This is a genomic window from Coriobacteriia bacterium (assembly GCA_013336165.1).
Lineage (GTDB): Bacteria > Actinomycetota > Coriobacteriia > Anaerosomatales > JAAXUF01 > JAAXUF01.
Map to the genome: position 1 here is coordinate 39,392 of JAAXUF010000006.1, position 13,260 is coordinate 52,651.

The window sequence follows — 13,260 nt, forward strand, 5'->3', positions numbered from 1 at the left end:
GCGCTCAGGCTCTCCGCGCCCATACTTCCTATGTCCGAACGGACCCGGAAACCGTCCGGACAGGACAATTCGTTGACTCTGGACCGCGATGATGAAACCCACTACCTTGGGAAACGCTTATCCCTCCTCGAGAACTGCGGTTGCGAACTCCCCCGGGGTATGAGATCGCCCCGAATTCGCCCCGAATGGGCTACGAATCTGGCTTGAAACAGCCTAGCTTCCGGTCCGCGCTTGCGCTTCTCCAAGCATTCTGTCGAAGCGGTCCGCCGCCGCCGCATCCATCCCCGGCAGCACGTGCGTGTAGGTATCGAGGGTAAGCGTCGCCGTGGAATGTCCTAGACGATCCGAGACAACTTTCACCGACTCACCAGCCTTGAGCAGAAGTGTTGCGTGCGTGTGGCGAAGATCGTGGAAGCGCACACAGAAACCGTTGGTGCCGCAGAACTTTGCGAAACGACTGGTGAGCCTGTCCGGCGGATAGGGTGAACCATCAGGTTCAGCGAAGATGAGGTCCTGCTTGTGATATCCGGGCCCAATGAGCAGTCGCTCCTCGGCTTGGCGGCGTTTGTACGACGTCAGCTCGGAGATCGTCTGTCCCGGCAAAGCAATCGTGCGCCGACTCTTTGCCGTCTTTGGATCCTTGAAGGACAAGCCTGTCCGTTGTGTGGTCTGCAGCGATCGTCTCACCGTGGCAGTGCGCGCTTCGAAATCAAGATCGGACCATCGGAGAGCGAGTATCTCGCCTCGACGCATGCCCGTGGTCAGCGCCACGTGGGAAGCCATATAGAGCGTGCGGTCGCCTTCTCGCAGAAGTCCTAGCATCCGCGCGACCTCCTGCTCGTCTAGGGCGTGCATCTCCTTGCGCCGTGGCCTAGGTGATTCGACGGCATCGCAGGGATTTGAGTGGAGCAGCCCCAAGCGCACCGCGCGTTTCAGCGCAGCATGCAAGACGCGATGAATGCCCTGGACCGTCCGCTCGCTGACTGGGCCTCGTCCCGAGCCGTTCTGCAGTGCATCGGAATACAACCGCTCAAGATGAGCTGGCGTGAGTTTCTGTAGCTGGACTGCACCGATTCGAGGAATCACGTACCTGTTGCACACCCCTTGGTACCCTTCGGTGGTTGTGGCGGCGAGGTGCTTCTGCTCGCAATGCCTCACGTAGTCGTCAAGATAGGCAGCGACCGTCTGTTTCGTGGGATCAATGTGTGTGCCCTCGTCAATGTCATGGCGAAGCTCCCGGCTCTTGCGCTCAGCGTCAGCCCGAGTCCCATGCACCCGGACCTGCATACGCCGGTAGCGCTGGGTCTTCTCATCCCATCCGCGACTGACTCTGACCTCCCACGCATTGTCGCGTTTACGGATTCCGTCCCGTTTACCCATCTTCGCTCGTCCCCATCCTCTTGCTCGCCGCCTTGGAAATGGTCGTCCCTATGTTGCGCAACATGTCATCAACAGCTTTGCGCTCCCCGGCTGAGAGCTCATCTGCCGCCAAAGCGTCCAACAATTCCCCAAGCGTCCTCCCATAGACCGATTGGCGCGCCTCGTCATAGAACCAGCCCAGCCCGTCCGACTGTCCGGTGAGTGATTGCTCGGCCTTGTGGAAGTCGCTGGCAATGGCTTGTGGTGATAGGTACGCCCAGTCCGGATACCGCATGTTCCACGTCTCAAGACGCTTTCTCCATGTGTCAGAGCGGGGCGACTCCAGGCAAACGAACCGCACGAGCGCGAGCTTCCTCGCGCCCCATGGACGCGTCCTTCTGAGCCATCCCCGTTTGTTCAACTCAGGCCAAACCGAACGCAGTTGCCGGATGAGAGCATCAAGCGACAGGCGATTGTCGAAACTCACTTCGATCCGTTCCGAGCAACTCGGCACGATGCCGAGATCCAAGGTCCTAGACGCAAAGGTCAATGGAGCCACGACCACTCCTTCGCTTGTCTCGGCAATAATGCGATTCCCCAATTCCGCCAACAGAGGCCAGCGACCGTCGGGTTCGCCTTGCCCGTCCGTAGGTGCATGTTCCTCGATTGAGTTTGCACCGTTTCCCGGGAGCAGCTGACACGCAGACAGACACTCGATGATCCGTCGGGCACGTCGAATCACTTCGGATCGGGTCTTGTCGTCTTCGCTGTTCAGGTATCTGCTCACGAAGCCCGTGATCTCGAGGAAATGGCGCACGCTCGGTGGCACATCGTCAATAGCCTCCCAAAACTGCTCTACCTTAGTCATTTATCTTACCCCTTAATTGCAATGAGAGTCTCTATAGTCGATAGTTTATTCGCATAAGTCTTGGAGGTCAACATGAACGTGCTCGCATCAGGTACCAACCGCCTCTGGCCAAGTGGTCCCTGCCAGTTGCCCGGTCAGAGTTCACCGCGACGTAGCGAAATGGGATAAGGAGACGATTGACCATGAGCCCGAAATGCCCGCCACTGCAACTACGCGAACTGCCCGACCTGCTGACTGTGAACGAAGTAGCGGCCCTACTACGTATCGGACGTGGTAAGGCTTACACCCTCGTCAGAACAGGCGCTCTGCCATCGGTGACACTCGGCAGGTCGCTCCGAGTGCCTAAGGCAGCTCTCGAGCGATTCCTGCAGGGAGGCTCATGATGAGCGGCCCAATCGATATCGTTTTGGAGCGTCTCGATGAGGCACGGCCTTGCGGCACCGGGTGGCGAGCATGCTGTCCGGCGCACGGGGATACAAACCCAAGCTTGAGCATCAGTGAAGGCGCTGACGGACGCGTACTTATGCACTGCTTCGCGGGTTGCTCGATCGAAGATGTGGTCTACGCCCTTGGGCTCGAAATGCGCGACCTGTTTCCCCGTTCGAACGATCAGGATTGGCGGCGGCATCATGGCATCTAGGCAATCACTAGGCCCGCAAAGCTCCGCGATCGGATGTTGCTTGGCAGAATACGCGTCCTCCAAGAAACTCCCGGTCGAATTCCTCCATGGATTGCAGCTGCAGGATACGACCCACAGTGGAAGACCAGCCATTCTCATTCCATATCGCGACGAGGATGGTCAGGACATAGCAATACGCTACCGGCTGAGCATGGAGGGACAGCGCTTCGTTTGGCGCAAAGGTGCCCGCGTGGCCCCGTACGGACTGGACCGTCTGTCTGATGCGCGCAAGGCGGGCTACATTATTCTTGTCGAGGGGGAATCGGACGCCCAAACCTTGTGGCATCACGGGGAACCGGCGCTGGGGCTTCCGGGAGCCAGCACATGGAAAGAGGAGTGGGCGTCTTCGCTAGACGATATTCAGGTGATCTACGTCTTTGAAGAATGCGACAAGGGTGGCGAAACGCTCATCAATGCTCTCTCGAAGTCTGCGCTCGCGCCCCGCATCCGAGTCATTCGCACAGCGTATGCCAAGGACCCCAGCGAACTGCACGTCCAAGATTCGAGTGCATTCGCAACACGATGGCGCTCGCTGCTGATTGGTGCTGACCCACTGCCCCCACTGTCTCTCGAACAGAATAAGGGGAAGGACTCAACAAAGACAGAGATCCTTCTCAAGCTTGCAGATGGCGTCGAACTCTTTCATTCGCCCGATGGGTCACCCTTTGCCTCTGTTGTCGTCAATGATCGCCGCGAGACATGGCCAGTTCGTTCCAAGGCATTTCGCCGCTGGCTCTCGGGACACTTCTATGAGCACAACGGCAAGGCTGCAGGAGGGCAGGCACTTCAAGATGCGCTTGATGTCCTTGAAGCGAAAGCACAGTTCGATGGGTGCTGCCGTGACGTGTTCGTTCGACTCGCCACCTATGAGGACTCAATCTACCTTGATCTCGCCAACGAGGAACGCGAGATCGTAGAGATCACCGCTCATCGCTGGAAGACCGTGTGTGATGGCCCTGTGCGCTTCCTCCGTCCGAGCGGGCTCCTTGCGTTACCGCGTCCCATGATGCCGGGGAGCGTTGAGCTTCTCCGACCGTTCGTAAACGCAGGCAGTGACGACGACTTCCGGATACTTGTCGCCTTCCTCCTTGCCGCCCTGCGGCCAGACGGCCCGTACCCAGTCCTAGTCCTCATGGGGGAGCAAGGATCAGCGAAGTCGACAACGGCGCGCGTCCTGCGGGCCCTTGTCGACCCTGCTACGCCTCCGCTGCGAACCACACCTCAGAGCGAACGCGACACAATGATCGCGGCCAAGAACACATGGATGCTCGTATTCGACAACGTCTCAGGACTGTCTCCGTGGCTCAGCGATACCTTCTGCCGTCTCTCGACTGGAGGCGGTTTCGCCACCCGAGAACTCTACACGGACTGCGACGAGATTCTGTTCGACGCCAAGAGACCGATCGTTCTCAACGGCATCGGAGACTTGGTCGGCCGTCAGGACCTTACTGATAGGTGTCTTCTCGTCACACTCCCGCCAATCACTGACGAAAGTCGACGGGATGAGGCAGGGTTCTGGGCAGAATTCGAAGCTGTGCGAGCGGGAATCCTCGGCGGGCTGCTCAATGCAGTTTCATGCGCACTTGCGAACATCGACAGCGTCATCCTTCCCTCAGCACCACGAATGATAGATTTTGCTCGGTGGACCACGGCTGCAGAGCCCTCATTTGGCTGGGCACCCAAGTCCTTCGTTGCTGTGTACTCAAGAAACCGGCGTAATGCGATTGATGTCGCACTCGAGACCGATCCTGTCGCAACAGCCGTGCGTGAACTCCTCGAGGTAGCTGAGAGCGAAACTTGGAATGGCACCATGAGCGAGCTGCTGGAAAGCTTGGAGAATCCGCCGGGGCAGATGCGGCATCCGCGCGATTTGCCACGCACCGCGAAGGACCTCTCAATCAGGCTCGACCGTGCATCCCCTACTCTTCGGGCAGTAGGCGTGGAGATTCGCAAGCATCGCGGGTCAGGCAGACGATCACGATTGGTCGAGATAAGGAAGGTTGCATCCCGCACCGACGTTTGCGACGCGTTCGACGCCCCCGCATAGCGCACTCGTCGCAAGCGTCGCAAACGCCGCAGAAATGCTCTACATGCGCGGAACATGGCCACAGACGCCCTGTGGCAGAAACTCGATTCACCAACGTCCAGCGAATGAGCAGACGCGCGCGCAACCTCACAGGTCAGTCTACCTCTTGGCGTTCTGCTCGATGCCTTTGTTAGGCGTCTCCGCCTTGCTTGCGTCAAACGGAATCTCAAAGACAATTGGCTTCTCAGAACGCACCCACTTGCCAAATGCAACGGCATGCAGCGGCGGAAGATTGGGGATCAACGCGACATGCTCCGGGCCGAAGATGTTACGAAGGAAGCCAAGGCTGGTGTCGTCGTAGCAGGTGAAACTGATGATCGTGTTGCATTGCGTCAACACGGTCTTGCTAACGGTGGCGGTTCTCTGGGCGAGGACGAGCAGTCCAACCCCATATTTCCTGCCCTGAAGAGCAATCTGTCCAATCTTTCCAACGAGACCCTTGGAATCGAAATCGCCGAGTCCCATTGTGTTCGGCTCAGGCATTACGGTGTGAGCTTCCTCAACTACGATGAGGGTGCGCGGACAGGTTCCATGATTCTCGCGGGCATATTTGAGCAGACACGTCATATAGAGCTCAGTAATCCAGAGCGTGGCCTTGGTGTTGGAGATTTCCTCGAGCCGAATGAGCCCCAGGTGAGATGTCGCATCGTCGCTCAGGAATCCGGCGACCGAGGTAGTCACATCAGATCGTAGGGCCTCCGCAAACTCGTTCAGCGCCTTCTTTTCCCCTGGAGCGCCGTAAGTTCCAGTCTCGACATCGAATAGCTTGTCCCCAAGCTCCTTGGCGGTCTTCTCGTCTATCGAGAGGTCGACCGGATTCAAGTCCGAGAGCCGCTCTTGATACTGGGCCGTAAGATCAATGCAGACGACGCGAATGTCGTTGTCTAATGCATGTCGAATTAGGTCGAAGGCAAGCTCGGTCTTTCCCGAGCCCGTAACCCCGAGAAGTGCAGTGTGATAGTTGTAGTCAGCCGAGAAATCGCCGCCAATCTGGATGCACGAGTTGGGAATCGTTCCAAGGATGAAGTCCCCATCGCGCGTAGCGGCAGTTTCAATTGCACAGCCCTTCGACGCCGAGAACACCGGAGTGTTCATTGTAGGAAGCCATTCGAACTTGCGAAATCCCGTGTGCTCGAGAAGCATGCCGAGCTGAGCGGCTGCAGCGACTTGGAACCCGTGCTTGTCCGTCGCGAACGACTCCTCCCGCGTCTCGCCGGCAACAACTTGATAGAAGACGCGTTCGCCTGCAACTTGCGACCACACAAGCATTCCGTCGTGACATGATTCTGGTGAGAGGGTCTCGAACCGTATGCCCCCGATGGTGGAGCCCTCGACCACGAACCCGACGAGCGACGCATTGACCCCGCCACCAAGCGACTGCGTGATTGCATCCAAACTCGGGGGAATAACGCCTTCACCGGGCCGCAGAACACAGTTCTTTGCTCCTTCAGTCGAGGGAGCGTCTAGGCTCGTGACAAGACCGGTTGCCAGAAGGTGGTCGTCTTGAAACTGCGAGTAGAGCGGCTGCACCCACTGCGATTGCCCGCTTGGAAGGACGCATACGCATGGCTCGTCTGGCTTCCAGCTCGCTCCGCCATCAAGTGCAACCCGCAGGATATTGGGACTGTCAATACGGACAATCTGTCCCAACGCCTTCGCTGACGGCGTACTCCGGTCGAACCAAGCTGTGATGAGCTCCGGAAGTTGCAGTGGCCATATCGCGACGAAGATTCCCCAGAAGAGAACGAGCGCAAGCGTGATGGGTTCTTGAACTGAGAAGAAGAACCACAATCCGAAGATGAAGACAACGGAAAACAAGACGCGTGCGCTTCCAAGCACGATTGACGGACGATATGTGTGACTCGCGACCCAATCCCTCCAGCCTGTGAGGCCAGGTTTTGAGCTAGCCGCAACGCAGGCAGTACCCAAGACAAATACAGCCACGCAATACGAGGATACTGCGATCCACGGCCAGATCGGAGCAATCGCGTAGACGCTGAGGAGCGTGATGAAGCCCATGAGCGAATTGACTATTGAGTCTGCGGGCTTCGTGTACTGATGCTCGAGGAGCGCAGATCCCAGCACGATCAAGAGAAGGGCGTTTTGGAAGACCAGCGCCTCACGAGGGTTGTGCGGAAGTAGACTCCCGGTGAAATACAGCGACATTCCAGCAATTGCTGCGGTTGCCACCAACATGATCGCAACGCGCACCCACGGGTCAACCCGCATGTCGTTCGTCATCCAGTCCCCCCTGTACGCCTAACGTCTGAGGCATGAGCGGTGGTCATGCCCAACATTAGCGTACCGCATCGGCCATCCGCTCGATGCCTTTGTTAGGCCCCAGACGTTGCTCATCTCATGGCGGTCATCGCGGCGCTAATCAGCGTATCGCCGACATGCACTGCAACGGTTCCCTCATACGTAAAGCCTGCGTCCCCCACCTCGCGTGGCGTCGCTTGCCGATATGCGCTTCGACCCTCACGCACCAGAATCGAGAACCTTCCGTCCATGGCTAAGGCTTGGACGATCACAACGCAAGAATCGCCGCAGGATGACTCGTGAGACCCTTTGATTCTCGCAAGCGGCACAGCCTCACGGATTGCTCCAGCCACTGGCATTACGCACCTCTTCTCAGTTGATCTCGACACAGCGCTTGCCGCCCCAATGTGCCTCGTCAGCCATTCTCGAAGCCCGAGTACGGACAGATGTCGCATTCGGGACACGTCGCCATGTCGCGAGTGGAGTCGGGGCAGTCCGACGGCGAATCGATTTCTGGCGCGGGGATTTGCGCCTGCGGGGTAGCGCCTTCTTGATCGTCCAAAGTGAACCCTCCTCACGGATCTCGGCTCGTACGCCTACTCTTGTTTGTACGGTCGGTATATCACACCCTCCACAGATCTGGCTCTGTAAGTCTGTAAATGAGAAGCAGCTCTAGCGCATAGACACGAGCGTAAGACAAGCATTCGGGGCGAATTCGGGGCGAAAGGGCAAAAAGAGACGCGAGCCCGGCGCTTCGGAAAGCGTCCGGGATCGCATATGCCCAGCTACATGGCGGAGAGGGGGGGATTCGAACCCCCGTAACGCTCGCGCGCTAAACGGTTTTCGAGACCGCCGCATTCAACCACTCTGCCACCTCTCCGCGGTGACACACCCTCGCGTGTGCGAGAGCGGCGACTTCGCAGTATAGCGAGGAGGTGCGAGGGGGGCAATCGAAACACTCCCGAGCTACCACCATCCTTGATTGCAGAAGTTACCGCACGTTCCTTTTGGCGCTTCGTCTGTCAATCAACCTGTGGATGCGGCCTACTTGCGCGGACCGATGCCTGTGCCCTGGACAGCCGCGCTACTCTTGATGAGTAGTCGTATCCCGCTCAGGACGGCCTCGCGCACTTCAAACCTCGTACGCTCGAAACCAAGCACGCGCGCAGTTGCAACGGCAAGCTCATCGATTGCCAGTCTGATCCTGATCTCTTTGGACGATCTCAGCGGCAGCGGCTGTTTCCTCCGCCGCAATTTCCCCCTTGCCGCACTGGCCCACATAGAGCATTCCGACGAACGGGCATTGCCTCAGCGCTCGCGGCATAGATGAAGTCCCCGCACTGTTACTGTTTTGTCTAGGGTGGCTGATTCAAGTGCCGGTGAAACACGCCCTGTACTCTGCTGCCCGTTCGCCACGCTCACAGGCGCTCCCTGTCCTTCTCCGAAAACACCTGCTCACTTCCTCGATCGGGCCTGCAGCAGGAAATGCCCGCTTCTCTCTATTCTGCTTTGCCGAGCATGATAGGTTGGATCAACTTGTTTCTGACCGTCGCAAAGATCCACTTCTGGTGCATCGCCAGATGCGCAAGCACGAGCGCGAGCAATACCGTGGCCGCGCTGATATGGACCGGTTTCCAGACGAAATAGCCCGGCGCGAAACTGCCAAACGATAAGAGCACATGCCGCGAGATTAGTAGCCCTGAAACCATCTCGACTATAAACGCCACGAAAAGCGCGATGTCGATGAGTAGATTCCACCGAGAGGCCACAGAAATCTTGCCGAGAAACCTCTTGAGGGTGTCAATGGCCCAGTCCCAGTGAAGAACGGTGTGCAGAAGTACAACGAGTAGCAAGCCAAGGCACAACCACTCATGGACTAAGAGTCCCGAGATACGTGGGTATATCGCGACCACGTAGAGGACAAAGGCGATAACGTCGATGACAAGGTCTCGTTTGATCTTCATACCTGCATCCCTATTTTGAGGAGAGCGCAACATAGACGGTCATGATCGCCAGTGCGGACAATCCAATGAACCACCATCTCACGTTCGAACTGCCGGAAGACACATAATGGGAGTCGATCTCTTCCTGCGCATGGCAAGTGCGACTACTGCAGTCCTCCTTGGGACAGGCCATCGTCTGCCCGACCGCGAGAGCGGGCGGCGGGGCCGCACCATGGCAGCTCGATGAAGTGCATCCTTCCACAGGGCACAATGAGGAAGCAGTGACCTTGGTCGGCAGTGACACGTGCGCTCCCGGGAACAAAAATTCGGCATTCTTCCTCTGGCCCAACAGGTAGATGCCCCCTCCCACCACCAATGTGACGACAAGCAAGGCGACGGTCGCTCTGAGAATCTTCACAGCTCGGTTCAACTCCTAGCGCTTCCGGGGTCAAGCACTCATTTCAATATTGGAGGAAGGAGGTTTGTCCATCCCAGGGAAAGGAAGAGCAGGTTTGTGAAGCCGAGCGCAAGGGCAACGAGCCATGCACACTTCGAAACCCGTTCCTCGAAACGTGCGAGAGTCTTGTGGGTCACGAACACTGATGCGCCGACAATCAGCACTATCGAGCCCGCGACAAGGAAGGACGCCCAACTTCCGTTGATGAAGAAGAGTCCAGTCCAAGCCAGCAACATGATGCCTTCGTACCAATGCGCTACTTCGACCAGTGCCAGCGTTCGGCCGCTCAGTTCAGTCAGATTGAAAGGCGACCTTCGCAGTCGGACCGTAAGGAAGTAGACGAATCCCACAAAAGTGAAAGGCAAACTCGTGATCGCGGGGGATATGGCCGCCATGATGCCGGAGACTCTGAAGGTGTTCGACAACATGAAGAACTCAATGGCAATGAGCACTGTCATTGACTCAAGGGCGACGACTTGGAGCATTCCGCCCGTAGCCCCTGCGTCGGGACGCGGAGTGGTCGTAGATGCTCCCGCCATGATGAGAAATAGGGAACTCATAAAGGACACGAAGCAACACAGGAGCAAGTTCCCGCTCGTGAAGATTATGCCTCCGGCCACGGCCGCGAAGACAAGGTACATCCAGAAGTAGAGACCCGGAACGGAGCCCTCGTTCCGGTCGTCCGTTGCGATGAGATGGCACACCTCGCGATAAGGCCGCAGGATGGGCGTTCTGGCTCTTCCCTGAATGCCGCTCGTAGCCCACCCACCCAAACCTGAAAGCAGACAACCGGCTACTGGAGCAATAACAGCGAACATCAGGAATCCGGCGATCGTGGCCACCGCTATATCACTCCGACAGCGAGGCGCACGGCAGCATCAAGCCCACAGACGAGCATGATGACAGAGACCGTCGTTCCGATTGCAGACAGCCTTGCTTGCGGGAGATAGGGCACCAGGCCCAAATCGGGCCGCTCGACTTGTTTCTCATCGTCCCCGCGGGATTCTGTGATCAGAGCAACGCTTTCTGCTCCGAACAGAAGGTCGCATTTGAGGGCTCCCCGGCTCTGAAGATTGCCCACAAATATGACGACGAGCGGCACTGTCATCGCAGCCGCGATCAGAAGGTTGTCCGTAGGGAGGGCCCGCCAAACAATCCCATACACTTGGGCGAGATACGGTACGACCACCTCAATTGACACAAACGGGAGAGACACCACCACGCCCAATGTCAGTGTGCTGAAGAACGCAATCGCAAACAGCTCCACGCGACTGACAGAAACATCGAGGGTAGTAGGGTTCCGAGAGACTGCAGTGGTTCTTGCAAGCAGCTTGATCCAAAGAAGAGACGCCGCCGCGCCCCCGGCCAAAAGAATGAGCACAAGAAGGGCATCGTATGTGGCTGCCAAGCGGCTGAGTGCGACCCATTTGGTAAACAGCAGAAAAGGCGCCAAGAGCATCGCCCCCATCCCAAGAGACATGAAGCGGTTCAGACTGGGTGTGGCGGCAAACAACACGTCCATTCCATCGATGCCGCACAAGACCATATGGCGTTCGACCGCCCCCACACACAGGAACAGCAATGGCTTGGCGACTGCGTGGAAGATGACGAGGAAGATGGCGGACCAGAGGATCTCTGCTTTCCCGATCGCAGCGCACACTGTGATTAGGCCCATGGTCGCGATTGTAGAGCAAGTCAACATGCGGCTGATGTTGCTCTGCCCGATGGCCATGACGGAACACACGAGGAACGTCAACCCCCCGACGAGTTGCACAGTGAGCCCCGCGATATTCCATCCGATCGACGGCGATCCTCCCAAAACTGGCGAAATCCTGATGAGAAGGAAGGCGCCTGCCATGACAATCGTTGAAGACTGGAGCAGCGCTGAAATCGGTGTTGGCGCTTCTGTTGAGTGGAGCAGCCACCCATGAAAGGGCATCTGTGCTGTTTGCGTCATACCTGCGAAGGCTAGGAGCAGTGCAGGAAGGGCAACCGTTGTGCCAGGCAGGTAGGTCAAGAGGAACTTCGACAGCTCAAGCGTGTGGAGATTGATGCCTATGTATACGACCGCGATCACGAGTGCGACACCTCCCAGAAGGCTCACGGTGAGCTGCCGAAATGCATTCGTGATCGCTCCCGGGGTTTGGGTGTAGCTGATCAGAAGGAATGTGCACATCGTCGCGACTTGCCAACTGCAGCAGAGCCAGTTCAGGTCGTTGGAGAAGACGACGCCGAACATGGCAGCCAGAAAGACAAACCCTGTCGCGAAGAAGATGCGACTCCTGTCCAGAACATCACTGCTCTGGGCCGCGAAAGTGCGCATATAGCCGATCGAATAGACGCAGACCGCTCCACCGACAATGCCGATAATGAGCGCCATGATTACGGAAAAGCGGTCAACGTAGAGTGGGTTGGCGATCCGAATCGCGCGCGCAGGTCCAAGATTGAGCCAGCAGATGATCGCCATCCAGACAAATGCAAGACAGCCAACCATGTACTTCTTGTTTCTGATGCCAGTCAAGATGATGGAAAGTGCGATCGTCGCATCAATCGACAGAATGGCGAAGTCGACAGACCTGCCGCTGAAAGCATAGACGTTGACTCCGTCTAGATGCTGGACCGCCAAGACGATCGACCCCGCTGCGATCGTGACCGTGGAGACACCCACGATCACCCGTCGTGCACGGCTGTTCCTGACAACAAGGAGAACCCCTGCCACGGCGATCGGAAACAAGACCAAGAACACCGGAGTGGCCAACACCTACTCTCTCCTCTTCTTCACTCGAGTATTTCGCCGATGGCGATGAGTCGCACCACAAGCTCCCGATTCAATTTTCGGCAACAGAATCCATGCCCCGCCCCTAGTGCGAGGCATGGATTCACAATTTCACCGCGAATAGTCTGGGCACGCTTCATCGGAGCAGAGGGACCTCTGCCGTTCATCTGACGATTAGCTGATCCACCTACTGCCCAGTCTTCCCTACCCTGCTCTACTGCTATGCCGGTTTGTGCTAGGGAATTGCGTGACAGGTACCACACTCAAAGACATTTTTGTGGTGGCAAGAGATGCAGTATTGGTTCGGGTCCTTCACTGCGTGCACGCTGTGGCAGTCCGTGCACGTCATTTTCGCGTCGATGTGTGCCTGGTTGAGTGTAGGAGCCAAATGCGGGTTGACAACTGTTCCGTTCGTATCTTTCAACACGGTGGAGGTGGTAGTCTTCACTGCCAACTCCGCAAGGGTAGTGTTGTGACAAGCAGAGGACAGACAGGTCTTCTGATCAACAGTCGTGTTCTTGAGGGCCATGGGCATCGGGCTCGTTCCCGTCGCACCTTCATGTGCGCTCTTGAGCGCGGCTTCGTCGGTGTGACAGCTCATGCATTTCACGCCCGCACTCGCGTGCGTTGCAGCCAACATCGTGGTGTCTTTGGCCGACTTCGATTCCACTGCGTGGCAGCCCGTACAGTCGGACGTGGCAGTCCAAGTGAGCCTTTGTGTTTCCGTAGTTTGTGTGCTCTCTTCGGTCGACTTCGAATTATCTGTCGACTTCGACGTTCCACACCCAGCGAGAAGCGTTGCTGCGACTACAAAGACAGAAATCAACACAATC

11 protein-coding genes and 1 tRNA gene are annotated in these 13,260 nt (G+C 57.4%); 2 read left to right on the top strand and 10 right to left on the bottom strand.

What is annotated here, in order from left to right; genetic code table 11:
* Nucleotides 1–213 precede the first annotated feature (213 nt).
* Nucleotides 214–1,380, bottom strand: coding sequence for a site-specific integrase (locus HGA39_05900; GenBank protein NTW28882.1), 1,167 nt, complete (start codon nt 1,378–1,380; stop codon nt 214–216).
* Nucleotides 1,373–2,227 (bottom strand): hypothetical protein, encoded by an 855-nt coding sequence (locus HGA39_05905; GenBank protein ID NTW28883.1) that lies wholly within the window; start codon nt 2,225–2,227, stop codon nt 1,373–1,375. The genes HGA39_05900 and HGA39_05905 overlap by 8 nt, the downstream gene beginning before the upstream one ends.
* Nucleotides 2,228–2,409: 182 nt before the next feature.
* Between HGA39_05905 and HGA39_05910 the strand changes: the two genes are divergently transcribed.
* Together HGA39_05910 and HGA39_05915 are read left to right on the top strand one after the other, a co-directional pair.
* On the top strand, nt 2,410–2,610 hold the full coding sequence (locus HGA39_05910; protein NTW28884.1) for a helix-turn-helix domain-containing protein: 201 nt from the start codon (nt 2,410–2,412) through the stop codon (nt 2,608–2,610).
* A 297-nt stretch (nt 2,611–2,907) separates the two neighbouring features.
* Nucleotides 2,908–4,953, top strand: coding sequence for a hypothetical protein (locus tag HGA39_05915; GenBank protein ID NTW28885.1), 2,046 nt, complete (start codon nt 2,908–2,910; stop codon nt 4,951–4,953).
* A gap of 138 nt (nt 4,954–5,091) precedes the next feature.
* Here HGA39_05915 and HGA39_05920 read toward each other — a convergent pair whose 3' ends face one another.
* The 8 genes from HGA39_05920 to HGA39_05955 form a co-directional block, all read right to left on the bottom strand.
* Nucleotides 5,092–7,233, bottom strand: a complete 2,142-nt coding sequence (locus tag HGA39_05920; protein ID NTW28886.1) for a DUF87 domain-containing protein — start codon at nt 7,231–7,233, stop codon at nt 5,092–5,094.
* A 433-nt stretch (nt 7,234–7,666) separates the two neighbouring features.
* Nucleotides 7,667–7,813 carry a hypothetical protein gene (locus tag HGA39_05925; protein ID NTW28887.1) on the bottom strand — a complete coding sequence of 49 codons (147 nt, stop codon included), beginning with the start codon at nt 7,811–7,813 and terminating at the stop codon, nt 7,667–7,669.
* A gap of 228 nt (nt 7,814–8,041) precedes the next feature.
* A tRNA-Ser gene (locus HGA39_05930) sits at nt 8,042–8,131 on the bottom strand.
* Nucleotides 8,132–8,295: 164 nt separating this feature from the next.
* On the bottom strand, nt 8,296–8,505 hold the full coding sequence (locus HGA39_05935; protein ID NTW28888.1) for a hypothetical protein: 210 nt from the start codon (nt 8,503–8,505) through the stop codon (nt 8,296–8,298).
* A 245-nt stretch (nt 8,506–8,750) separates the two neighbouring features.
* The gene (locus HGA39_05940) at nt 8,751–9,215 is read right to left on the bottom strand and encodes a DUF4405 domain-containing protein (GenBank protein NTW28889.1); all 465 of its coding nucleotides are present in this window, start codon (nt 9,213–9,215) and stop codon (nt 8,751–8,753) included.
* A gap of 435 nt (nt 9,216–9,650) precedes the next feature.
* Nucleotides 9,651–10,493 (bottom strand): NADH-quinone oxidoreductase subunit H, encoded by an 843-nt coding sequence (locus HGA39_05945; protein ID NTW28890.1) that lies wholly within the window; start codon nt 10,491–10,493, stop codon nt 9,651–9,653.
* A gap of 2 nt (nt 10,494–10,495) precedes the next feature.
* The gene (locus HGA39_05950) at nt 10,496–12,412 is read right to left on the bottom strand and encodes an NADH-quinone oxidoreductase subunit L (protein ID NTW28891.1); all 1,917 of its coding nucleotides are present in this window, start codon (nt 12,410–12,412) and stop codon (nt 10,496–10,498) included.
* A 250-nt stretch (nt 12,413–12,662) separates the two neighbouring features.
* Entirely contained in the window at nt 12,663–13,097 is a 435-nt protein-coding gene (locus tag HGA39_05955; protein ID NTW28892.1) for a hypothetical protein, read from the bottom strand.
* Nucleotides 13,098–13,260: the final 163 nt, after the last annotated feature.

Coding starts and splice junctions, on each gene's coding strand:
- HGA39_05900 (NTW28882.1), bottom strand. CDS start 1,380: ATGGGTAAACGGGACGGAATCCGTAAACGCGACAATGCGTGGGAGGTC.
- HGA39_05920 (NTW28886.1), bottom strand. CDS start 7,233: ATGACGAACGACATGCGGGTTGACCCGTGGGTGCGCGTTGCGATCATG.
- HGA39_05905 (NTW28883.1), bottom strand. CDS start 2,227: ATGACTAAGGTAGAGCAGTTTTGGGAGGCTATTGACGATGTGCCACCG.
- HGA39_05940 (NTW28889.1), bottom strand. CDS start 9,215: ATGAAGATCAAACGAGACCTTGTCATCGACGTTATCGCCTTTGTCCTC.
- HGA39_05910 (NTW28884.1), top strand. CDS start 2,410: ATGAGCCCGAAATGCCCGCCACTGCAACTACGCGAACTGCCCGACCTG.